Annotated in this window: 19 protein-coding genes; all 19 read left to right on the top strand. The window is 66.6% G+C overall.

What is annotated here, in order from left to right:
- The first annotated feature begins 45 nt into the window (after positions 1 to 45).
- On the top strand, positions 46 to 1,239 hold the full coding sequence (metK, locus tag D9V29_RS05110; RefSeq protein WP_121672241.1) for a methionine adenosyltransferase: 1,194 nt from the start codon (positions 46 to 48) through the stop codon (positions 1,237 to 1,239).
- Between the two features lie 17 nt (positions 1,240 to 1,256).
- Positions 1,257 to 3,269, top strand: coding sequence for a primosomal protein N' family DNA-binding protein (locus D9V29_RS05105; protein ID WP_183084919.1), 2,013 nt, complete (start codon positions 1,257 to 1,259; stop codon positions 3,267 to 3,269).
- A gap of 28 nt (positions 3,270 to 3,297) precedes the next feature.
- The gene (fmt, locus tag D9V29_RS05100; protein ID WP_121672240.1) at positions 3,298 to 4,215 is read left to right on the top strand and encodes a methionyl-tRNA formyltransferase; all 918 of its coding nucleotides are present in this window, start codon (positions 3,298 to 3,300) and stop codon (positions 4,213 to 4,215) included.
- A gap of 7 nt (positions 4,216 to 4,222) precedes the next feature.
- Entirely contained in the window at positions 4,223 to 5,644 is a 1,422-nt protein-coding gene (locus tag D9V29_RS05095) for an RsmB/NOP family class I SAM-dependent RNA methyltransferase (RefSeq protein ID WP_183084918.1), read from the top strand.
- 9 nt (positions 5,645 to 5,653) lie between these two features.
- Positions 5,654 to 6,337 carry a ribulose-phosphate 3-epimerase gene (rpe, locus tag D9V29_RS14880; RefSeq protein WP_183084917.1) on the top strand — a complete coding sequence of 228 codons (684 nt, stop codon included), beginning with the start codon at positions 5,654 to 5,656 and terminating at the stop codon, positions 6,335 to 6,337.
- Positions 6,338 to 6,350: 13 nt separating this feature from the next.
- Entirely contained in the window at positions 6,351 to 6,614 is a 264-nt protein-coding gene (locus tag D9V29_RS05090) for a phosphoribosyl-ATP diphosphatase (protein ID WP_121672239.1), read from the top strand.
- 55 nt (positions 6,615 to 6,669) lie between these two features.
- Positions 6,670 to 7,509, top strand: coding sequence for an ATP phosphoribosyltransferase (hisG, locus tag D9V29_RS05085; protein ID WP_121672238.1), 840 nt, complete (start codon positions 6,670 to 6,672; stop codon positions 7,507 to 7,509).
- Between the two features lie 15 nt (positions 7,510 to 7,524).
- Positions 7,525 to 8,286: an imidazole glycerol phosphate synthase subunit HisF gene (gene hisF, locus D9V29_RS05080; RefSeq protein WP_121672237.1), complete on the top strand. Its 762-nt coding sequence runs from the start codon at positions 7,525 to 7,527 to the stop codon at positions 8,284 to 8,286.
- Positions 8,286 to 8,663 (top strand): phosphoribosyl-AMP cyclohydrolase, encoded by a 378-nt coding sequence (gene hisI, locus D9V29_RS05075; protein WP_121672236.1) that lies wholly within the window; start codon positions 8,286 to 8,288, stop codon positions 8,661 to 8,663. The genes hisF and hisI overlap by 1 nt, the downstream gene beginning before the upstream one ends.
- Positions 8,650 to 10,185: an anthranilate synthase component I gene (locus D9V29_RS05070; RefSeq protein ID WP_121672235.1), complete on the top strand. Its 1,536-nt coding sequence runs from the start codon at positions 8,650 to 8,652 to the stop codon at positions 10,183 to 10,185. The genes hisI and D9V29_RS05070 overlap by 14 nt, the downstream gene beginning before the upstream one ends.
- A complete protein-coding gene (locus D9V29_RS05065; protein ID WP_121672234.1) occupies positions 10,182 to 10,784 on the top strand; it encodes a Trp biosynthesis-associated membrane protein in 603 nt (200 codons plus the stop codon). Before D9V29_RS05070 ends, D9V29_RS05065 begins: the two co-directional genes overlap by 4 nt.
- A gap of 81 nt (positions 10,785 to 10,865) precedes the next feature.
- Positions 10,866 to 11,096 carry a DUF6704 family protein gene (locus D9V29_RS05060; protein WP_121672233.1) on the top strand — a complete coding sequence of 77 codons (231 nt, stop codon included), beginning with the start codon at positions 10,866 to 10,868 and terminating at the stop codon, positions 11,094 to 11,096.
- A 4-nt stretch (positions 11,097 to 11,100) separates the two neighbouring features.
- Positions 11,101 to 11,871: an indole-3-glycerol phosphate synthase TrpC gene (gene trpC, locus D9V29_RS05055; RefSeq protein WP_121672232.1), complete on the top strand. Its 771-nt coding sequence runs from the start codon at positions 11,101 to 11,103 to the stop codon at positions 11,869 to 11,871.
- Positions 11,872 to 11,876: 5 nt separating this feature from the next.
- Complete coding sequence (gene trpB, locus D9V29_RS05050; RefSeq protein ID WP_121672231.1) at positions 11,877 to 13,088, top strand: tryptophan synthase subunit beta; 1,212 nt, start codon at positions 11,877 to 11,879, stop codon at positions 13,086 to 13,088.
- Positions 13,082 to 13,873: a tryptophan synthase subunit alpha gene (gene trpA / locus D9V29_RS05045; RefSeq protein WP_121672339.1), complete on the top strand. Its 792-nt coding sequence runs from the start codon at positions 13,082 to 13,084 to the stop codon at positions 13,871 to 13,873. The genes trpB and trpA overlap by 7 nt, the downstream gene beginning before the upstream one ends.
- Positions 13,874 to 13,920: 47 nt before the next feature.
- The gene (lgt, locus tag D9V29_RS05040; RefSeq protein WP_121672230.1) at positions 13,921 to 14,892 is read left to right on the top strand and encodes a prolipoprotein diacylglyceryl transferase; all 972 of its coding nucleotides are present in this window, start codon (positions 13,921 to 13,923) and stop codon (positions 14,890 to 14,892) included.
- A gap of 147 nt (positions 14,893 to 15,039) precedes the next feature.
- Positions 15,040 to 19,617 carry a glutamate synthase large subunit gene (gene gltB, locus D9V29_RS05035; RefSeq protein ID WP_121672229.1) on the top strand — a complete coding sequence of 1,526 codons (4,578 nt, stop codon included), beginning with the start codon at positions 15,040 to 15,042 and terminating at the stop codon, positions 19,615 to 19,617.
- Positions 19,610 to 21,067, top strand: coding sequence for a glutamate synthase subunit beta (locus D9V29_RS05030; RefSeq protein WP_121672228.1), 1,458 nt, complete (start codon positions 19,610 to 19,612; stop codon positions 21,065 to 21,067). The genes gltB and D9V29_RS05030 overlap by 8 nt, the downstream gene beginning before the upstream one ends.
- Before the next feature lie 88 nt (positions 21,068 to 21,155).
- The gene (pyk, locus tag D9V29_RS05025; RefSeq protein WP_121672227.1) at positions 21,156 to 22,598 is read left to right on the top strand and encodes a pyruvate kinase; all 1,443 of its coding nucleotides are present in this window, start codon (positions 21,156 to 21,158) and stop codon (positions 22,596 to 22,598) included.
- The last annotated feature ends 31 nt before the right edge of the window (positions 22,599 to 22,629 follow it).

The following is a 22,629-nucleotide window of genomic DNA, read 5'->3' as shown; positions in this document are numbered from 1 at the left end:
GCCCTCTCGAACCCCTGTTTTTCGCCCCGTACCTTTGGAGTTGGTATGACGCATCTGCGCCTGTTTACCTCGGAATCCGTGACAGAAGGCCACCCGGACAAGGTCTGTGACCAGATCTCGGACAGCATCCTCGACGCCATGCTCGAACAGGACCCGGAGAGCCGTGTCGCCGTCGAAACGCTCGTGACCACCGGACTCGTCCACGTTGCAGGCGAGGTCACGACCGAGGCGTACGTCGAGATCCCCGCGCTGATCCGCGAGCTCGTCACCTCGATCGGGTACAACCACTCCGACGTCGGCTTCGACGGCGCATCCTGCGGCGTCTCCGTCTCCATCGGCCAGCAGTCCCCGGACATCGCGCAGGGCGTCGACGACGCCTTCGAAGCCCGCGAGCAGGCGAGCGTCGACGCGCTCGACTCCCAGGGCGCCGGTGACCAGGGCATCATGTTCGGCTTCGCCACCACCGAGACGCCGCAACTCATGCCCGTGCCCGGGTGGATCGCGCATCGGCTGGCCGAGCGTCTCTCCGCCGTCCGCAAGACTGGGGAACTCGACTACCTGCGCCCGGACGGCAAGACCCAGGTCACGATCGGTTACGACGGAAACACTCCGCGAACCGTCGAAACCGTGGTTCTGTCGACACAGCACGAGGACGGGATCACCCTCGATCGGCTCCGCAAGGACGTGGGTGAGCTCGTCATCCGTCCCGTTCTCGACTCCGTCGACCTCGACACCTCCGACGTCAACTTCCTGATCAACCCCACCGGCCGCTTCGTCATCGGCGGCCCGGCCGGCGACGCCGGCCTCACCGGACGCAAGATCATCATCGACACCTATGGGGGAGCCGCCCGCCACGGCGGCGGTGCCTTCAGCGGCAAGGATCCCTCGAAGGTCGACCGTTCTGCCGCCTACGCCATGCGCTGGGTCGCCAAGAACGCCGTCGCAGCCGGATTCGCTGACAAGCTCGAGGTGCAGATCGCCTATGCCATCGGCAAGGCAGCACCGGTCGGCCTGTACGTCGAGACGTTCGGGACGGCGAAGGTCTCCGAGGAGACCATCGTCGACGCCATCCGCGACGTCTTCGACCTCCGTCCTGCAGCCATCGTTCGCGACCTCGACCTCAAACGCCCGATCTACGCAGCGACGGCGGCGTACGGCCACTTCGGCCGTGAACTCCCGGACTTCACGTGGGAGCGGCTCGACAAGGTCGCCGACCTGCAAAGCGCCGCCGGACTCTGAAGCGTGAGAGCACGGCCATGACCGATGGCGTCGTTCCGGACCAGGCCGCACAGGCCGGTCCGGGCGCGCGGCGCGCGACAACGGCGCGCGTGGTGCTCGATTCGCCGCTGCCGCAGCTCGATCACCTTTTCGATTACCGGATCCCACCCGAACTCGCCGACTCCGCCACACCTGGCGTTCGGGTGACCGTTCCACTCCGGTCCGCCGGGCGGGTCGCCCGTGGCTACATCGTGGAGACCGTCGACGAGGCCGACGGGTTCGAGGGGGAGCTGAGCCCACTCGACTCGGTCGTCTCGCCGGTGCCCGTGCTCACTCCGGAGGTATGGGCTCTTGCACGGCGGGCTGCGGATCGCGCCGCCGGCGGAGCATCCGACATCCTCCGCCTCGCGATCCCCGGAAGACAGGTGCGCGTCGAGAAGGCGTGGCAGGCGGCTCAATCGACTCCGGTTCGGCCCGACCCGGTCGATTCGCCCGGCATCACCGGCTATGCGGGCGACCTCGCCCAACGCATCGCCGCGCACGAACGACTCGCCGTCGACGCCATCCCCGCCGTCGTCCAGGTCGATGGCGACAGCTGGGTGGGCGCCTGGGCGCTCTCCCTCGCGCAGATGGCGGCTCGAACGGTAGCTGCGGGGGAGAGCGCGATCATCGTCGTCCCGACCTATCGTGACGTCGACCAGATGCTCGCTGCCCTCTCCGGTTTCCTCCCCGCCGACAGGATCACGCGTGTGGACGCATCCCAGCCCAATGCTGAGCGCTACCGCGGTTTTCTCGACTGCCTCAGCGAGATCCCGCGCGTCATCGTCGGCAACCGGTCAGCCGTGTACGCTCCCGCGTCCAGGCTCGGCCTGATCGTCGTGTTCGATGACGGCGACCCACTGTATTCGGAGCCACTCACCCCGTACGTGCACGCCCGCGACGCCGCACTCATTCGGCAGGAGCAGTCGGGGGCAGCACTCGTTCTGGCCGGGCACACCCGAAGCGTGGACGTCCAGCGACTCGTCGACATCGGCTGGGTCACCGCGATCGGTCCGGAGCGCGCCACGAGCCCCCGGGTCCTCGTCACCGCGACAGCCGACCACGACGACCAGGCAGCGACAGCCCGGATCCCCTCGATGGCGTGGCGCCAGGCCAAGGAAGCCATCGCGACCGGCCCCGTCCTCGTCCAGGTTGCCCGCCCCGGGTACGCTCCCGTGACCGCGTGCGCCACCTGTTCGTCTGCCGCGAGGTGCACCGTGTGCGCCGGCCCTCTGGGCATCGCCCGCGCAGGCGCCGCACCGTCGTGCACCCTGTGCGGTGCGATCGCCGCGGGCTGGGCCTGCCCCACGTGTGAGGGAACAAACTTACGCCTGGTGACCCGGGGAACCGGCCGAACGGCGGAAGAGCTCGGCCGGGCGTTCCCCGGCGTCCCGGTGATCATCGCGGACGGTGAACGACAGGTCACCGCGGTCGACGCGCGACCGGCCCTCGTCATCGCAACACGGGGAGCCGAGCCGATCGCGGCCGGTGGCTACGCCGCCGTTCTCCTCCTCGACGGCGACAGGATGCTCGCTGCCGAACATCTCCGGATCGGCGAAGACTGCCTGCGCTGGTGGTCGAATGCCGCAGCTCTCGCCCGCCGGGGCGCTCCCGTGGTACTCACCGGCGTCACCGGGGACCTTGCACGCGCCCTCGCCACCTGGACCCAGCAGGCGTTCGCCTCAGCCGAACTGCTCGACCGCCGCGCGCTGCGGTTCCCGCCCGCCGTCCGAGCGGCATCCGTCTTCGGCGATGCCACAGCCGTTGCTGATGCCATCGCCGAGGTTCGCGACCTGCCGGGGGCGAACATCCTCGGTCCGACACCGGCCGAGGAGGGCGTCAGGGCGATTCTCCGGATCGACTACGCCCACGCCGGGAACGCAGCCCGGTTGCTGCGGGGAGCGGTGATCCGCAACGCGACGAAACGCCGCAAGGCCCCACCGGGCAAGGCGGGCTACCGGCCGCCACCTACACTGAAAGTCCGCTTCGACGACCCGGAGATCCTGTCATGACCGCCGCTCTTTCCCGACTCGAATTCGCATGAAGCTTCTTTTCGCCGGTACCCCCGACGTGGCCGTACCCAGTCTCGATCTGCTCCTGGCGGGAAGGCACGACGTCGTTGCCGTCCTGACCCGGGAGGATGCCCCTCTCGGGCGCAAACGCATACTCACCCCCTCACCCGTCGCGCTGGCCGCCGAGAGGGCGGGAATCCCGGTCATCAAAGCCAACCGCCTGACCCCGGAGATCGTCCAGGCGATCACCGAGCTCGAGGCCGACCTCGGCGTGATCGTCGCATACGGCGGACTGCTGCGGGAGCCTCTGCTCTCTGCTCCGAGGTACGGCTGGACCAATCTGCACTTCTCCCGGCTTCCCGAGTGGCGCGGCGCTGCGCCGGTGCAGCACGCCCTCATCGCCGGCGACACGGTCGCAGGCGCGAGTGTCTTCCAGCTCGTCCGTGAGCTCGACGCCGGTGACGTGTTCGGCGTGCTCGAGCACCCGATCGAGCCGAACGCCACGGCAGGAACACTCCTCGCCGAACTGTCAACGATCGGGGCCGGCTTCCTCGCGGGAATCGTCGACGACATCGACGACGGTACCGCGCGAGCGGTAGGCCAGCATGGGACGGTCACCCTCGCCCCGAAGCTGACCATCGAGGATGGTCGCCTGGACTGGCGGGACCCGGCGGAACAGGTCTACAACCGGTTCCGCGGGGTCACTCCAGAACCCGGCGCCCACACGAGCATCGCCGGCACCCGTTTCAAAATCCTCGAGGCTCGACCCGCCGCCGGGCATACTCTTCCCTCCGGCGTGCTCGACCGCGTCGACGGGCTCGTCCTCATCGGCACAGGCACGACCGCGCTCGAGCTCGTCCGGGTCCAGCCGTCGGGAAAACCGGCGATGGCGGCATCCGACTGGTGGCGGGGACTTCATCACGACCAGCCCATCCGGGCAGAGTAGGTTTCTCATGACCGCAGCACCTTCACGCTCCCCGTCGACCGTTCAACCGGCCAGGCGAATCGCCTACGACGTCCTCTCGGCGGTGAGCACCGACGACGCCTATGCGAACCTTCTGCTGCCGACGCTCATCGCGCGCGCGTCGCTCAACACCGCTGACGCCGGTCTGGCCACCGAACTCACCTACGGCACCCTGAGACTCCGCGGCTACTACGACCTCGTGATCGCTCTCGCGGCAGGCCGGGACATCCGTGAGATCGACCCGGCCATCCTCGACGTGCTCCGACTCGGTGCCCACCAGCTCCTCGCGACCCGTGTCGCCCAGCACGCGGCGGTGAACGAATCCGTCGTCCTCGCGCGCATGGTCGGTTCCCGTTCAGCCGTCGGCTTCACGAACGGCGTCCTCCGGGCCATCTCCCGGTCGACGCCGGACGAATGGCGGGAACGCGTGCTCGCCGGTGCAAAGAACGCCGATGACAGGCTCGCCGCAGACACCGCCCATCCGGCGTGGATCCTGCGCGCGTTCCGGCAGGCACTCGCGGCTGAAGGCAGGGCAGACGAGCTGGAAACGCTTCTCGCCGCAGACAACCAGGCACCGCGCGTCAACCTCGTCGCACTGCCCGGCCTCACCGCCATCCCCGAGGACGCGGACGCCAACCACTATTCCCCGTTCGGTTTCACCCTCGCCGGAGGTGACCCGGATTCCGTCATCCGGCACGAAAACGGACGGCTCAGGGTTCAGGATGAGGGCTCCCAGCTCGCTGCCCTGGCTCTCAGCAGGGCACGGCCCGTCGAGGCAGGGGAGCGCTGGCTCGACCTCTGCGCCGGCCCGGGCGGGAAGACCGCCATGCTCGGCGCCGAAGCCGCCCTGGCCGGTGCGCTGGTCACCGCAAACGAGATCGTCCCGGCCCGGGCACAACTGGTGCGCCGAGCGGTCGCGCCCGTCCCCGGCGACATCCGCGTGACCGAACTCGACGGAACCGACATCGGAGACCTCCAGCCAGAAGCGTGGGACAGGATCCTCGTCGACGCTCCCTGCACCGGACTCGGCGCCCTCCGCAGGCGTCCAGAAGCCCGCTGGCGGAAAACAACGAAAGACGTCGCCGACCTCACCATTCTCCAGCAGAAGCTGCTCCTCTCGGCCTTCGAAGCGCTGAAGCCAGGGGGAGTCGTCGCCTATGTGACCTGTTCGCCCCACGTCGCAGAAACCCGCGGTGTTGTCGCTGATGCGCTCCGTCGGCTGGGCGACACCGCGGAACTGCTCGACACCGCGAGCGTGCTGCAGTCGATCGTCTCCGAACCCCTCGACCTCCCTGAAGCACCGACAGCCGACGGCGCCGCCGGGACCACGGTGCAACTGTGGCCTCACCGGCACGGAACCGACGCCATGTTCATCGCCCTCATCGCCAAATCGCCGTCGGCGATTCGTTAGGCTGAACGGATGTCGATCCGAATCTCCCCGAGCATCCTGGCCGCCGATTTCGTCAACATGGAGCGAGACCTCGGCCGGATCGGCACCGCGGACCTCGTCCACGTCGACGTGATGGACAACCACTTCGTACCGAACCTGACGTTCGGCCCGCAAATGGTCGATCGGATCCAGCAGGTTTCTTCCCTGCCGCTCGACGTTCACCTGATGATCGACGACCCCGACCGCTGGGCTCCCGGGTACGCCGAACTGGGCGCTTACAGTGTCACCTTCCACGCGGAGGCGACGGCGGAACCGGTCGCACTCGCGCGAAGGCTGCGGCAGATCGGCTCACGAGCCGGCATCGCCCTCAAACCGGGCACCCCCGTGGAACCGTATCTCGACCTTCTCGCCGAGTTCGACCAGGTTCTCGTGATGACCGTCGAACCCGGTTTCGGTGGGCAATCGTTCATGTCGGAGACGATGCCGAAGCTCACCTCACTTCGCCAGACGCTGTCGAGGACCGGGGGAGATGTCTGGCTCCAGGTCGATGGCGGCATCAATGAAGACACCATCAGCATCGCGGCAGAAGCCGGAGCAGACACCTTCGTCGCCGGCTCGAGCGTGTTCGGGTCTGACAACCCCGAACTCCGGATCAGTGCGCTGCGCGAGGCAGCGGCATCCGGTCACGCGCACGGGGCTTTCGCCGGGAACTAGTACCCTGATACCTGTGAAGACATTCGACGACCTGTTCGCGGAACTCAGCCTCAAAGCCGCCGCACGCCCCGAGGGCAGCGGCACGGTTCGCGAACTCGACGCCGGCGTGCACGCGATCGGCAAGAAAATCGTCGAAGAAGCCGCAGAAGTGTGGATGGCAGCCGAGTACCAGAGCGACACCGAGACCGCTGAGGAAATCTCGCAGCTGCTCTACCACCTGCAGGTCCTCATGCTCGCGAAGGGCCTCTCGCCGGAGGACGTGTACCGACATCTGTGACGCTCGCGTCACTCCTGTCGACCCCTCCGTTTTCCCCACCAAGAGAGACTTCCGCATGTTGAGAATTGCAGTGCCCAACAAGGGCTCACTGAGCGAAACAGCCGCACAGATGCTGTCAGAGGCCGGATACGCCGGCCGTCGCGACCCGAAGGAACTCCACCTTCTCGACGCCCCTAACGGTGTCGAGTTCTTCTTCCTCCGGCCCCGTGACATCGCGACCTACGTCGGATCGGGGGCTCTCGACGTGGGCGTCACCGGTCGCGACCTGCTCCTGGACTCCGGCTCAGAAGCATCCGAGATCGAGAGCCTCGGTTTCGGTGACTCCACCTTCCGCTTCGCCGGGCCCACCGGCCGATTCGCCGACCTCTCGGACCTCGCCGGTCACCGCGTCGCCACCAGCTACCCCGGCCTGGTCGGGCGCTTCCTCGCGGAGCACAACGTCGACGTGACCCTCGTCTCCCTCGACGGTGCCGTGGAATCCGCCGTGCAGCTCGGGGTCGCGGATGCCGTCGCCGACGTCGTCTCCACCGGCACGACACTCCGCAAAGCCGGGCTCGACATCTTCGGTCCCGTCATCCTCGAATCCACCGCCGTGCTCATCGGGGCTCCCGAGGAGAAGCCGGGGCTCGAGACTCTTCGCCGTCGTCTGCAGGGTGTTCTCGTCGCCCGCCGTTTCGTGATCATGGACTACGACCTGCCTGCGCACCTCCTCGACGAGGCGACGGCCATCGCCGGGGGCATCGAGTCACCGACCGTGTCGCCGCTGAGAGACAAGGACTGGGTCGCCGTTCGCGTCATGATCCCGCGTGAGCGCACGAACCAGATCATGGACGCGCTCTACGAGATCGGCGCCCGAGCGATCCTCGTCAGCGCCATCCACGCGGCGAGACTCTGACCGGGAGCGCACATCATGTCCGTTGCCTGCCGTGTCATTCCCTGCCTCGACGTCGCCGGCGGCCGCGTCGTCAAGGGCATCAATTTCCAGAACCTCCGCGACGCCGGGGATCCGGTCGAACTGGCTCGGCGCTACTACGAACAGGGCGCTGACGAACTGACGTTCCTCGATGTGACCGCGACCGTCGACAACAGGGAGACGACATACGATGTCGTGACCCGCACAGCGGAACAGGTCTTCATCCCGCTCACCGTCGGAGGGGGCGTCCGCAGCGTCGATGACGTTGCCCGCCTGCTCGGAAGCGGAGCGGACAAGGTCGGGGTCAACAGCGCCGCGATCGCCCGACCGGCGCTGCTCGGCGAGATCGCCGACCGCTTCGGGGCTCAGGTACTCGTGCTGTCGCTCGACGTCAAGCGTGGCGGCAACACCGCATCCGGTTTCGTCGTCACCACCCACGGCGGCCGCACGGAGACCCGCATCGACGCCCTCGACTGGGCGCGCGAAGCAATCGAGCGTGGAGCAGGCGAACTCCTGGTCAACTCGATCGATGCCGACGGCACGAAGGAAGGCTTCGACACCGAGCTGATCTCGCTCATGCGCGAGGTCAGCAGCGTGCCGGTCATCGCTTCGGGTGGAGCCGGAGCAGTGACAGACTTCCCGCCGGCGATCGCCGCCGGCGCCGACGCCGTCCTGGCCGCGAGCGTTTTCCACTCCGGCGCGCTGACCATCGGCGACGTCAAGCGGGAACTGATCCACGAAGGGGTACTGGTGCGCTGATGAGTGTTTCCTCGACCATCGAACAGATTCAGTTCGACGGGAACGGACTCGTTCCCGCGATCGTCCAGCAGTGGGACACCGGTGAAGTGCTCATGCTGGGTTACATGAACGACGAGGCGGTCCGGCGCACCCTCACCGAGGGCCGCGTCACGTTCTGGTCCAGGTCCCGCCAGGAGTACTGGCGGAAAGGCGACACGTCCGGAAACGCGCAATACGTCAAGGGTGCCTCACTCGACTGTGACGCCGACACCCTCCTGCTCCAGGTGGAACAGGTCGGCGTCGCCTGCCACACCGGGACGAGGACCTGCTTTGACGCACACGTGCTCAGCCCCACCATCGGCGACCAGCCCGACGAGGACACCCATGTCACAGAGTGAAGGGGGCGGCACAACGAGCCGCGCCGAGTTCAGTGCGCTCGCCCGCGAGCACCGCGTCATTCCCGTTCTCCGCGAACTCTTCGCCGACGGTGAAACCCCCGTGGGGATCTACCGCAAGCTGGCCATCGGCAAGCCGGGGAGCTTTCTCCTCGAGTCCGCCGAACAGGGCGGGATCTGGTCGCGGTTCTCCTTCGTCGGGGTCTCCTCCTTCGGAGTCCTGACGCAGTCGAACGATACGGTGCAGTGGATCGACTACGGGCTCAGCCGCCAGCGCGCCCTCGGTGACGTGTCCGGACTCCGGCCGCTGCAGGCAATCGCCGAACTGCACCGTCGATGGGAGACCCCGCACATCGACGGGCATCCGCCCCTCACCGGCGGCCTCGTCGGTTTCATCGGGTGGGAAGCGATCCGCCAAATCGAGAAGCTGCCGCACCGACCGCCGAAAGAGTTCGACGTTCCTGGGCAGGCGATGTGTTTCGTCGCGGACCTGGTCGTCCTCGATCACCGCCGCGGCACCGTCCAACTCATCGCCAACGTGCTCAACGACGGTCTCGATGATGAAGCGACACTGTGGCGATCCGCCCAGGACCGACTCGATGCCATGCAGTCCCGGCTGGCAAGGCCCGCCGAGGCGTGGCTCGCGGACGTCGACCTGATGACCGCGCCGACGCCTCGGAACCGCACAGAGAAGGCCGACTTCCTCGACGCCGTCGTGACGGCGAAGGAACGGATCCGCGACGGCGACATCTTCCAGGTGGTCGTCTCACAGCGGTTCGACCAGGAGTGCACGGCAGAGCCGATCGACGTCTACCGGATTCTGCGGAGCCTCAACCCGAGCCCGTACATGTACCTGCTGACGCTGTCCGGCGTCGACGGTACGCCGTACTCGATCGTCGGCTCGAGCCCGGAGGCGCTCGTCAAGGTGCAGGACAAACGGGTGCTCACCCACCCGATCGCCGGCTCGAAGCCCCGCGGAGACACCCCCGAACACGACATCGAGCTCGCGACGGAGCTCGCGGGCGACCAGAAGGAACGCGCCGAGCACCTCATGCTCGTCGACCTCGCCCGCAATGACCTGCTCAAGGTCTGCACGGCGGGCAGCGTCGAGGTCACCGAGTTCATGCGGATCGAGCGGTTCAGCCACATCATGCACCTCGTGTCGACGGTCGAAGGAACGCTGAGTGACTCGGCGACCCCGATCGACGTGTTCACCGCGACGTTCCCCGCCGGCACCCTCTCCGGAGCACCCAAACCGCGGGCGCTCGAGATCATCGACGAACTCGAACCCGCCCAGCGCGGTGTGTACGGGGGAGTGGTAGGCTATTTCGCCTTCTCCGGCGATATCGACCTCGCGATCGCGATCCGCACCGCCACCATCGTGAACGGCGTCGCCCACGTACAGGCCGGGGGCGGGCTCGTCGCGGATTCCGACCCGGAAAGCGAATATCTCGAATCGCAGAACAAGGCAGCGGCGCCCCTGCGTGCCGTGGCCGTCGCCAACGCGATGAAACGGGTGCGATGACATCCCCTTCCGGTGCTTCGCGCACCAAGTACGTCCTCATCCTCGCCTCTCTTCTGCTGAGTGGCCTTGCGCTGATCGCGTGGACACAGACCTGGCTGACCGTCGAGCTGCAGCCAGGAGCTCCGACCACGTCCGTCGCCGTCGACGGCACCGTCGCCGCACCGGCGCTGGCGGCCCTCGCCCTCGCCGGCCTTGCCCTTGCGGCAGCACTCGCGATCGCCGGCGTTGTGTTCCGGATCCTGCTCGGAGTCCTCAACGTCGTTCTCGGCGCCTGCATCGTGCTGTCATCGGTCCTCGCGCTGACAGCGCCCGTCGGCGCCAGTGAAGCCGCTGTCACCGAAGCCACCGGTGTTGCAGGCTCGAACTCCATCGCCGACATCGTCACCTCGAGCTCGCTGACCGTCTGGCCCGTCATCGCTCTTCTGGCGGGCGTCCTGCTCGCGATCGCCGGGGTCGCGATCGTCGTCAGTGCGAGAAGCTGGCCGTCGTCCTCACGCAAATATTCAGCCGTCCGCCTCGAACCGGCCGACGGCGACGCCACACCGGATGCCGTCGACAGCTGGGACGACCTCACCCGCGGCGACGACCCGACCCGCTGAACCGCCGTACCCGCCCGGCCGCCGAGAGTCCGTCGCGACAACCGATAGACTGAGGCCGCACTGAATTACTGGAGGAAACCCATGAGCGCAGAGTCGACAGAACTAGGACACGGCCACTCACCGGCCGCCTGGACGGCGGTAACGGTGATGCTGATCGCGTTCCTCATCGGAACGATCGCATTCTGGCTGGACTGGGCCTGGCTCGTCTGGGCTGCTGCAGGGTTGCTCGTCGTCGGCGCACTTCTCGGCTGGATCCTCGCCAAGGTCGGCTACGGCGTCAACGGCCCCAAGTCTGCTCCGAAGGAGCACTAGCGCCGTGCTGGCAGACCTCACCGCTGGCGCGCTCTCCGATGCCCGCCAGCGCGAGATCCTGCGCCCACTCGCGCAGGTCGAAGCCGCAGCGACGGATGCCCCTCCCGCCCTCGACGCCCTGTCCGCGCTGGCTCCGGCCGACCGGGTGAAGATCATCGCCGAGGTCAAGCGGGCCAGCCCGTCGCGCGGGGACCTCGCAGACATCCCTGACCCCGCCCAGCTCGCCGTGTCCTACGAGCGCGGCGGCGCGAGCGCCATCAGCGTGCTCACCGAAGGCCGCAAATTCAAGGGCTCACTCGACGACCTCGTGAATGTGCGCGAATCCGTCGGAATCCCGGTTCTCCGCAAAGACTTCATCTCGATTCCGTACCAGGTGTTCGAGGCGCGTGCGGCCGGCGCAGATCTCGCTCTCCTCATCGTCGCGGCACTCGATACGAAGACTCTCACTGAGCTCTACGGTCTCATCACCGACCTCGGAATGACGGCCCTCGTCGAGACCCACAGCGCTGACGAACTCGAACGCGCGCTCGACCTCGGTGCCGGCCTCATCGGCGTCAACGCCCGCAACCTCTCCACGTTCGAACTCGACCGCGACCTCTTCGGCCGGCTCGCACCCCAGATCCCGTCCGGAGTCATCCGTGTCGCTGAATCCGCGGTCCTCGCCCCAGCCGATGTGGCGCACTACCGCGAAGCAGGGGCGGACGTCGTCCTCATCGGCGAAGCACTCGTGACGAACGATCCCATACTCACCCTCGGCGAATTTCTGGCGGTCTGAACACCATGGCACTACGCGACGAAACCGGTCCATACTTCGGAGACTTCGGCGGACGTTTCGTCCCCGAATCCCTCATTGCCGCCCTCGACGAGCTCTCCGAGGCATGGGAACTGGCGAAGCAGGACCCCGGGTACGCGGCCGAACTCTCCGAGCTCCACGCGACCTACACCGGCAGGCCGTCCATCATCACCGAGGTGCCCCGGTTCGCCGAGCACGCCGGGGGAGCGCGGATCATCCTCAAACGCGAGGACCTCAACCACACCGGTTCCCACAAGATCAACAACGTTCTCGGACAGGCCCTGCTCACCAAGCGCATCGGCAAGACCCGCGTGATCGCCGAGACCGGCGCCGGGCAGCACGGCGTCGCCACCGCGACCGCCGCGGCGCTGTTCGGTCTCGACTGCGTGATCTACATGGGCGAGGTGGATACCGAACGCCAGGCACTCAACGTGGCACGGATGCGGCTCCTCGGCGCCGAAGTCATCGCCGTGAAGACGGGCTCCCGTACCCTCAAGGACGCCATCAACGACGCCATGCGCGACTGGGTGACGAACGTCGAGAGCACCAATTACATCTTCGGAACCGTCGCAGGGCCTCACCCGTTCCCCGCCATGGTCCGTGACCTCCAGAAGATCATCGGAGAAGAAGCACGCCAGCAGGTACTCGACCTCACCGGCAAGCTTCCGGATGCCGTCGCGGCGTGCGTCGGCGGCGGCTCGAACGCCATGGGCATCTTCCACGCTTTCCTCGACGACCCGGATGTCGCCCTGTACGGTTTCGAGGCGGCGGGCGAAGGCGTCGACACGCCACGCCACGCAGCGACCATCTCGAAGGGCCGCCCCGGTGTCCTCCACGGCGCGAAGAGCTTCCTGCTGCAGGACGACGACGGGCAGACGATCGAGTCGCACTCGATCTCAGCCGGCCTCGACTACCCCGGCGTCGGCCCCGAACACTCCTGGTTGTCGAGCATCGGCCGTGCCACGTACCGGCCGGTAACGGATGCCGCAGCGATGAGCGCCCTGCGTCTGCTGAGCCGGACCGAGGGCATCATCCCGGCGATCGAAAGCGCCCACGCCCTCGCCGGCGCGCTCGAACTCGGCAAGGAACTGGGCGCCGAAGCGACGATCCTCATCAACCTCTCCGGCCGCGGAGACAAGGACATGGAGACCGCCGGTCGATACTTCGACCTGATCGACCAGGGAGCAGAACAATCGTGAGCAGTGTGGCATCCGTCCTCGCCGAACGCAAAGAAGCGGGAAGCGGTGCCCTGATCGGTTACCTCCCGGTCGGCTTCCCGACATTCGACGAGAGCGTCGACGCCGCCGTTGCCATCGCTCGGAACGGTGTCGACATCATCGAACTCGGCCTGCCGTACTCCGACCCGGTCATGGACGGCCCCGTGATCCAGAAGGCGACGCAGCACGCCCTCGCGAACGGGTTCAAGCTGAGCCACGGCTTCGACGCGGTTCGCGCCATCACCTCCAGAGTCGACGTCCCCGTCCTTCTCATGACCTACTGGAACCCTGTGGTGCAGTACGGCGTCGAGCGGTTCGCCGACGACCTCGCCGCTGCCGGTGGTGCCGGGCTCATCACTCCGGACCTCATCCCCGACGAGGGGGCGGACTGGCTCGCGGCGTCCGAACGTTCCGGCCTCGACCGGGTCTTCCTCGCTGCGCCGTCATCGAGTGACGCCCGGCTCCGCCAGGCCGTCGACGCCAGCAGGGGATTCGTCTACGCCGTCTCCACGATGGGCATCACCGGCGCGCGCGGCGACGTCGACAAGGCCGCCCAGATTCTCGTGTCTCGTCTCCGCGAGGCGGGTTGCGAGAACGCGTGCGTCGGTCTCGGCATCTCGACCGCCGAGCAGGTGCGCGAGATCCTCGCCTACGCCGACGGCGCCATCGTCGGCTCGGCACTCGTCAAGGCTCTCGCCGACGGGGGAGTCGACCGCGTCGCCGCCGTGGCCCGCGAATTGGCACAGGGAACAGCCCGCGCGAACTAGAGTTAACCGCGCACCTCGACAGCAACCCCAGAAAGGCATGGAACCACGTGTCCATCCACCTGAGCATTCCGAGCCCGGAAATCAATTCCATCCAACTCGGTAACTTCACGATCTACTTCTATGCCATCTGCATTCTCGTAGGCATCGTTGCTGCCGCGTTCCTCACGAACGCCCGGCTCACCCGTCGCGGCGCCGAACCGGGCATCGTGCTCGACATCATCCTCTGGGCCGTTCCGCTCGGTATCGTCGGTGCCCGGATCTTCCACGTGCTGACCCACCCCAACGACTACTTCTACCCGGGCGCCGACCTGCTCCGCACCCTGTATGTCTGGGAGGGCGGCATCGCCATCTTCGGTGCCCTGATCGGTGGAGCCGTCGGCGCGTGGATCGGCTGCCGGATGACCGGCATCCGCTTCTGGACCTTCGCGGATGCCGTTGCTCCCGCTCTCCTTCTCGCCCAGGCGTTCGGCCGGTTCGGGAACTGGTTCAACCAGGAATTGTTCGGCATCCCAACCACCCTGCCGTGGGGCCTCGAGATCGAGCAGTCGAACCCGGCATGGCCTGTCGGCCTGCCCGCGGGCACCCTGTTCCACCCGACCTTCCTCTACGAAGTTCTCTGGAACCTCGCCGGCGTCGCCGTGCTCCTCATCCTCGAGCGACGGTTCCGCCTGCAGTGGGGCAAGGTCCTCGGCCTCTACCTGCTCTGGTACGGAATCGGCCGAACGGTCTGGGAAAGCATCCGGATCGACCCGAGCGAAGTGTTCCTCGGGCTGCGCGTCAATGTCTGGGCCGCTCTCCTCGCGATCGTGGTCGGCCTTCTCATCCTCGCCGTCCAGTCCCGCAGGCACACCGGGTTCGAGCCGAGCCCGTACGTTGCGGGTCGCGAGTGGAACGGGTCCGGCGCTGGGGTACACTCGTCACACACCGATTCGGACTATGTGGATCTCGGCGAGCCCGAAGAGACACCATCTGAATCAGGGGATGCCCTCGCCACAAGCGACACTGCCCCCAAATCCTAGGTCTGCCTGAACCGTACGGCTTCAACCGACCACTCCTTCGCCTCGTGTGACACGTCACACAGTCCGCTGACGGGCGGCGAAAACGCTTCACCCTCCCGGGCCATCGTCGTCCCACCGCCCAGATTCTTCCGTGAGGACGGTTTTCTGATGGAGCCTCGACCCACCTTTTCCCAGTTCAGCCTCGTTCCAGAGGCGCAAGGACTGTACAACCCTGCCCGCGAAAAGGACGCATGCGGTCTGGCGATGGTCGCCACCCTGCGGGGCACCGCCGGGCACGACATCATCGTCTCCGCGCTCGACGCCCTGCGGAACCTCGAACACCGCGGTGCGATCGGATCCGACGCGGGAACGGGTGACGGTGCAGGCATCCTGACCCAGATCCCCGATGAGTTCCTCCGCGCTGTCAGCGGTTTCGATCTGCCGGCAGCCGGCCAGTACGCGGTCGGAATGGCGTTCCTCCCGCACGATGAGACCGAGCGGGCCGAGCTCAAGGCCGGCATCGAGCGGCTCGCCGACGACGAGGACCTCACCGTTCTCGGGTGGCGCGTCGTTCCCACCGACGACGAGCACCTCGGGCGTCTCGCCCGCGACGCCATGCCCGCGTTCGAGCAATTGTTCGTCTCGAGCACCACGACGACGGATGCCGGTGAGCCGGTCTCCGGAATCGTCCTCGACCGGCAGGCGTTCCGCTTCCGCAAGCGTGTCGAACGCGAGCTCAACGGTTACTTCATCTCGTTCTCGTGCCGCACCCTCGTCTACAAGGGAATGGTCACGACGCTGCAGCTCGAGCCGTTCTACCCCGACCTCAGCGACGAACGTTTCGCGTCGAAGCTCGCGATCGTGCACTCGCGGTACTCGACGAACACCTTCCCGTCGTGGCCGCTGGCGCAGCCGCTCCGGATGATGGCCCACAACGGCGAGATCAACACGGTCGAGGGAAACCGCAACTGGATGCGAGCGCGCCAGTCGCAGCTCGAGTCGGAGCTGCTCGGAGACATCCGGCCCCTGCTCCCGATCATCACCCCCGGCGCGAGCGACTCCGCGTCGTTCGACGAGGTTCTCGAACTTCTCACGCTCACCGGCAGGACACTGCCACACGCGATGATGATGATGGTGCCGGAAGCCTGGGAGAAGCAGACCGGGCTGTCACAGGAACTCCGCGATTTCTACGAGTTCAACTCGATGCAGATGGAACCGTGGGACGGCCCTGCCGCCCTGACCTTCACCGACGGTACCCTCGTCGGCGCAACGCTCGACCGCAACGGGCTCCGCCCCGGCCGCTGGCTCGAGACGACAGACGGCCTCATCGTTCTCGGCAGCGAGATCGGAGTCCTCGACATCGCTCCCGAGCGCGTGAAGCGGAAGGGCAGGCTGCGCCCAGGCAAAATGTTCCTCGTCGACACCGAAGGCCAGCGCCTCATCGAAGACGACGAGATCAAGGCCGAACTCGCGGCATCCCGGCCATGGGGTGAATGGCTCGAGGCCGGCAGGATCAACCTGTCCGACCTCCCCGAGCGCGAACACATCGTTCACACGCCGGCATCGGTGACCCGCCGCCAGCGCACCTTCGGCTACACCGAAGAAGAGGTGCGCATCCTCCTGCGGCCGATGGGCCAGACCGGTGCGGAACCGCTCGGTGCGATGGGTTCAGACACTCCGATCGCCGCGCTGTCCAAGCGTCCTCGCCTGCTGTTCGACTACTTCACCCAGCAGTTCGCCCAGGTCACCAACCCGCCGCTGGACTCGATCCGCGAAGAGGTCGTGACGTCGCTCAAACTCGGACTCGGCCCCGAGCGCAACCTGCTCAGCTCCGGTCCGGAACACGCGAGGCAGGTCGTTCTCGATTTCCCCGTCATCGACAACGACGAGCTCGCGAAAATCCAGCACATCGACCCGGCGCACGGTTCGAAGACCACGACGACCATCCGCGGCCTGTACCGGTTCGACGAAGGTCCCGATGCGCTGCGCAACCGCCTCACCGCGATCTGTGCCGAAGTCGATGACGCCATCGAGGCCGGCGCCCACTTCCTCGTGCTGAGCGACCGCGACTCGAACAAGGACCTGGCACCGATCCCGTCGCTGTTGCTCGTCGCCACCGTCCACCACCACCTGATTCGAGCGCAGAACCGGCTCAAGGTCGGACTCGTCGTCGAGGCCGGCGACGTGCGCGAGGTGCATCACGTCGCGACGCTCATCGGGTACGGAGCTTCGGCGATCAACCCGTACCTCGCGATGGAAACCTGCGAAGACCTCGTGCGCAGCGGCGTCATCGAGGGAGTGAGCGCCGAGAAGGCAGTTCGCAACGTGATCTACGCCCTCGGCAAGGGTGTGCTCAAGATCATGTCGAAGATGGGCATCTCGACGGTTTCCTCATACGCAGGCGCCCAGTGCTTCGAAGCCGTCGGGCTCAGCCAGGAGTTCGTCGACGAGTTCTTCACCGGCACCGAATCGAAGCTCGGCGGGGTCGGCATCGAGGTCATCCAGGCGGAAAACCTCAAGCGCCACCGGTCAGCCTTCCCGCTGAACACGGCCGAGGTCGCCCACGAACGGCTCGAGACAGGGGGCGAGTACTCCTGGCGTCGAGACGGAAGCCCGCACCTGTTCAACCCGGACACGGTGTTCCGCCTGCAGCACTCGACCCGCAACCGGCGCTACGACATCTTCCGTGAGTACACGCGCCTCGTCGACGACCAGGCCGAGAACCTGATGACTCTCCGCGGGCTGTTCACTCTCAAAACGGCCGAGCGCGAGAGCATCCCGATCGACGAGGTCGAATCGGTCGCCTCGATCGTCAAGCGCTTCTCGACGGGTGCGATGAGCTACGGCTCGATCTCGCAGGAAGCACACGAGACCCTCGCGATCGCGATGAACCGTCTCGGCGCGAAGTCGAACACCGGTGAAGGCGGCGAGGACATCGATCGCCTGCTCGACCCGGAGCGTCGGAGCTCCATCAAGCAGGTCGCCTCCGGCCGTTTCGGTGTCACGAGCATGTACCTCACCCACGCCGATGACATCCAGATCAAACTCGCGCAGGGTGCGAAGCCCGGCGAGGGCGGTCAGTTGCCGCCGACGAAGGTGTACCCGTGGGTGGCCAGGACGCGTCACGCGACAGCGGGTGTCGGTCTCATCTCGCCGCCGCCGCACCACGACATCTACTCGATCGAGGACCTCAAACAGCTGATCTTCGACCTCAAGCGCGCCAACCCGTCCGCCCGCATCCACACGAAACTGGTCAGCCAGTCCGGAATCGGCGCGGTCGCCGCTGGCGTCGCTAAGGCGCTGTCGGACGTCATCCTCGTTTCCGGCCACGACGGCGGGACCGGCGCAAGCCCGCTGAACTCGCTCAAACACGCGGGAACCCCGTGGGAACTGGGCCTTGCAGAGACCCAGCAGACGCTCATGCTCAACGGCATGCGGGATCGCGTCGTCGTGCAGGTCGACGGTCAGCTCAAGACCGGTCGGGATGTCATCATCGGCGCTCTGCTCGGTGCCGAAGAATTCGGATTCGCCACGGCCCCTCTCGTCGTCTCCGGGTGCATCATGATGCGGGTCTGCCACCTCGACACCTGTCCGGTCGGCGTCGCCACGCAGAACCCCGTGCTCCGCGAGCGGTTCACCGGAAAGCCGGAATTCGTCGTCAACTTCTTCGAGTTCATCGCCCAGGAAGTCCGTGAATACCTTGCCGAGCTCGGCTTCCGCACGCTCGAAGAGGCCATCGGCCACAACGAGCTGATCGACACGAACACAGCGATCGCCCATTGGAAGGCGTCAGGGCTCAACCTCGAACCGATCCTCGTCGGACCGGAATTCCGTCAGGGAGAACCTCGCACCCACGCGCGTGAGCAGGAACACGAACTCGACAAGCACTTCGACGTCGAACTCATCAAGCGCAGTCACAACGTCCTCGCGCACGGCGGCCAGGTCCGCATCGACCTGCCGATTCGCAACACCGAGCGCGCCGTTGGCACCATGCTCGGTCACGAGGTCACGGTGCGCCACGGCGAGAACGGCCTTGCGAATGGCTCCATCGACGTTCACCTGACCGGCTCGGCCGGGCAGTCCTTCGGCGCCTTCCTGCCGAGCGGAATCACGCTCCGCCTCGAGGGCGACTCCAACGACTACGTCGGCAAGGGACTCTCCGGCGGCCAGATCATTGTTCGGCCCCCGGTGTCCTCGACCTTCGAGGCCTCCGAGAATGTCATCGCGGGAAACGTCATCGGTTACGGCGCCACCAGGGGGAGCATGTTCATCTCCGGGACCGTCGGTGAACGTTTCCTCGTGCGCAACTCCGGTGCCACCGCCGTCGTCGAGGGCGTCGGAGATCACGCGCTCGAGTACATGACCGGCGGGCTCGCGCTCATCCTCGGGGCAACGGGCCGCAACCTGGGTGCAGGCATGTCGGGCGGAACCGCATACGTCCAGAACCTGTCGACCGATTCAGTCAACCGCGAAGCGCTCGCGACCGGCGAACTGCAGCTCACCGAGCTGGGCAGCGCAGACTCCGAGATCGTCCGCGATCTGCTCGAACGGCACCTCGCCGAGACCGGGTCCGAACTCGCCGCACGACTGCTCTCGACCTTCGACGAGAGCATCCGCACATTCGTAAAAGTACTGCCCCGGGACTACGCAGCCGTGCTGCAGACCCGCAGCGACGCAGTCTCCGAGGGGCTCGACCCCGACGGCGACATCGTCTGGGGCCGAATTCTGGAGGTAACCGGTGGCTGATCCCAAGGGATTCCTGAAAGTCACGGAACGTGAACTGCCAAAAAGGCGCCCCGTTCCGATCCGGCTGATGGACTGGAAAGAAGTCTACGAACAGGGCGACCCGACGCAATTGCGTCGACAGGCCGGCCGCTGCATGGACTGTGGCGTTCCGTTCTGCCACCAGGGCTGCCCGCTCGGGAACCTCATCCCCGAGTGGAACGACCTGACCTGGCGCGGTGAGGGCAGGCAGGCGATCGAACGGCTGCACGCCACGAACAACTTCCCCGAGTTCACCGGTCGGTTGTGCCCGGCCCCGTGCGAGAGTTCGTGCGTCCTCGGTATCAACCAGCCCGCTGTCACCATCAAGCAGGTCGAGGTGTCCATCATCGACCAGGCGTTCGCGAACGGGTGGGTCGATTCCCACCCGCCGGAGAGCCTCACCGGCAAGACGGTCGCCGTTGTCGGCTCCGGCCCTGCGGGACTCGCGGCGGCACAACAGCTGACCCGCGCGGGACACACCGTTGCCGTCTTCGAGCGCGACGACCGCATCGGCGGATTGCTGCGCTACGGCATCCCCGACTTCAAGATGGAAAAGAAGCACATCGACGCGCGGCTCAAGCAGATGGCAGACGAAGGCACGCGATTCCGTGCCGGAGTTCACATCGGCGTCGACATCAGCTGGAGCGACCTGCGTTCGCGGTACGACGCTGTCGTCATCGCGACCGGCGCGATGGTTCCGCGTGATCTTCCCATTCCCGGTCGCGACCTCGCCGGCGTTCACTTCGCCATGGACTATCTCGTCCCGCAGAACAAGGCGGGGGCCGGCGACGACGTCCCCGGCCAGATCACCGCCGAAGACAAGCACGTCGTCGTCCTCGGCGGCGGTGACACCGGTGCCGACTGCATCGGTACCGCCCACCGCCAGGGTGCTGCATCCGTCACCAACCTGGCGATCGGCAAGCAGCCACCACCGGCGCGGACCGACGCGCAGCCGTGGCCGATGATGCCGACACTCTTCGAGATGCAGAGCGCGCACGAAGAGGGCGGCGAGCGGCAGTACCTCGTCTCGACCGTCGAGTTCCTTTCCAACGAGTCAGGCGAAGTGCGGGCGATCCGGGTGGCCGAAACCGAATTCCTCGACGGCCGGCGTGTGCCGAAGAGCGGTACCGAGCGGGAGATCCCAGCCGATCTGGTTTTGCTCGCCCTTGGCTTCACCGGGCCGGAGACGGACTCGCTCGCGCCGCAGCTCGGAGTGCCGTTCGACGACCGAGGGAACGTCGAGCGCGACAACGATTACCAGACCAGCGAACCCGGTGTCTTCGTCGCCGGTGACGCCGGCCGCGGCCAGTCCCTCATCGTCTGGGCCATCGCCGAAGGACGTGCGGCAGCAGCCGCCGTTGACCGCTACCTCGAAGGCGAGACCAGCCTCCCGGCACCGGTTCGCCCGACCGATCGCGCGATCTCGCTCTAGACTCGAAGGGCGCGGCCACCGTCCGCCCTCATTCCATCCCTCCGCAATCCCGCCAGCGCAACCCTGCGCAGAACATGGAGCAGCATCAATGAGACGTGCAAAAATCGTCGCGACCCTCGGCCCAGCCACCTCGAGCTATGAGGACATCCGCGCGATCATCGACGCCGGTGTCAACGTGGCCCGAATGAACCTCAGCCACGGCACCTACGACGTGCACGAGGGCGTCTACGCCAACGTCCGTAAGGCCGCCGCGGATGCCGGCAAGCCCGTCGCCGTCCTCGTCGACCTTCAGGGCCCGAAGATCCGCCTCGGCAAGTTCGAGGGCGGCCCGTACCACCTCGCCGAAGGCGACATCTTCAAGATCACCACCGAGGATGTCCTCGGCACCCGTGAGCTGTCCGGCACCACCTTCAAGGGACTGCCGAACGATGTGAAGCCAGGAGACTTCCTGCTCATCGACGACGGCAAGGTCAAGGTCAAGGTTCTCGAGACCGACGGCGTCGTCGTGACCACGGAGGTCGTCGTCGCCGGCGCTGTCTCCCACAACAAGGGCATCAACCTCCCGGGTGTCGCCGTCAACGTTCCCGCCCTGAGCGACAAGGACGAGGCCGACCTGCGCTGGGGTCTCAAGCTCGGTGCCGACTTCATCGCCCTGTCCTTCGTGCGGAACGCTGAAGACATCCAGCGGGTGCACGAGATCATGGACGAGGAAGGAACGCGTCTTCCCGTCATCGCAAAGATCGAGAAGCCGCAGGCTGTCGACAACCTCGAGGAAATCATCGACGCGTTCGACGGCATCATGGTCGCCCGAGGCGACCTCGGTGTCGAACTCCCGCTCGAGGCCGTCCCGATCGTCCAGAAGCGCGCCGTTGAACTCTGCCGCCGCATGGCCAAGCCGGTCATCGTCGCGACGCAGATGCTCGAATCGATGATCTCCAGCCCGATTCCGACGCGCGCCGAGACATCCGACGTCGCCAACGCCGTCCTCGACGGTGCCGACGCCGTCATGCTCAGTGGCGAGACGAGCGTGGGGGAGTACCCCGTCATCACCGTGCAGACCATGGCGCGGATCATCGAATCGACCGAGGACCACGGCCTCGACCGGATCGCCCCCCTCGGTACCAAGCCACGCACGCAGGGCGGCGCTATCACGCTCGCCGCGAGCGAGGTTGCCGACTTCGTCGAGGCGAAATTCCTCTGCGTCTTCAGCGAGTCAGGCGACTCTGTCCGTCGGATGGCGCGCCTGCGCACACAGATTCCCGTACTCGGATTCACCCCCGACGAAGGCATCCGCCGCCGGATGCAGCTCAACTGGGGTGTCGAAGCGTTCCTCGTCGACCGGGTCACCCACACCGACGCCATGTTCGGTCAGGTCGACGATGTGCTCCTCGGCATGAAGATGGCAGAAATCGGAGACAAGGTCGTCGTGATCTCTGGGTCCCCTCCCGGAATCTCCGGCTCGACCAACGACCTCCGGGTTCACAAGGTCGGCGACGCCCACCAGGGCGCTGCGCCTGCGTACCAGAACTAGGTCGCGGAAGCACTCAGCGCGGGCACCGGTA

The organism is Mycetocola manganoxydans, from assembly GCF_003667545.1.
GTDB classification, from domain to species: domain Bacteria; phylum Actinomycetota; class Actinomycetes; order Actinomycetales; family Microbacteriaceae; genus Mycetocola_A; species Mycetocola_A manganoxydans.
Note: the sequence above shows the minus strand (reverse complement) of the source record. Positions and strands in the feature narration are given on the sequence as shown.

Bases quoted from the DNA above. Each gene is read 5' to 3' on its own strand.
- D9V29_RS05105 (WP_183084919.1), top strand. From the start codon at position 1,257: ATGACCGATGGCGTCGTTCCGGACCAGGCCGCACAGGCCGGTCCGGGC.
- rpe (WP_183084917.1), top strand. From the start codon at position 5,654: ATGTCGATCCGAATCTCCCCGAGCATCCTGGCCGCCGATTTCGTCAAC.
- fmt (WP_121672240.1), top strand. From the start codon at position 3,298: ATGAAGCTTCTTTTCGCCGGTACCCCCGACGTGGCCGTACCCAGTCTC.
- hisI (WP_121672236.1), top strand. From the start codon at position 8,286: ATGAGTGTTTCCTCGACCATCGAACAGATTCAGTTCGACGGGAACGGA.
- gltB (WP_121672229.1), top strand. From the start codon at position 15,040: ATGGAGCCTCGACCCACCTTTTCCCAGTTCAGCCTCGTTCCAGAGGCG.
- D9V29_RS05070 (WP_121672235.1), top strand. From the start codon at position 8,650: ATGTCACAGAGTGAAGGGGGCGGCACAACGAGCCGCGCCGAGTTCAGT.
- hisF (WP_121672237.1), top strand. From the start codon at position 7,525: ATGTCCGTTGCCTGCCGTGTCATTCCCTGCCTCGACGTCGCCGGCGGC.
- hisG (WP_121672238.1), top strand. From the start codon at position 6,670: ATGTTGAGAATTGCAGTGCCCAACAAGGGCTCACTGAGCGAAACAGCC.
- D9V29_RS05095 (WP_183084918.1), top strand. From the start codon at position 4,223: ATGACCGCAGCACCTTCACGCTCCCCGTCGACCGTTCAACCGGCCAGG.
- trpB (WP_121672231.1), top strand. From the start codon at position 11,877: ATGGCACTACGCGACGAAACCGGTCCATACTTCGGAGACTTCGGCGGA.
- D9V29_RS05065 (WP_121672234.1), top strand. From the start codon at position 10,182: ATGACATCCCCTTCCGGTGCTTCGCGCACCAAGTACGTCCTCATCCTC.
- metK (WP_121672241.1), top strand. From the start codon at position 46: ATGACGCATCTGCGCCTGTTTACCTCGGAATCCGTGACAGAAGGCCAC.
- D9V29_RS05060 (WP_121672233.1), top strand. From the start codon at position 10,866: ATGAGCGCAGAGTCGACAGAACTAGGACACGGCCACTCACCGGCCGCC.
- pyk (WP_121672227.1), top strand. From the start codon at position 21,156: ATGAGACGTGCAAAAATCGTCGCGACCCTCGGCCCAGCCACCTCGAGC.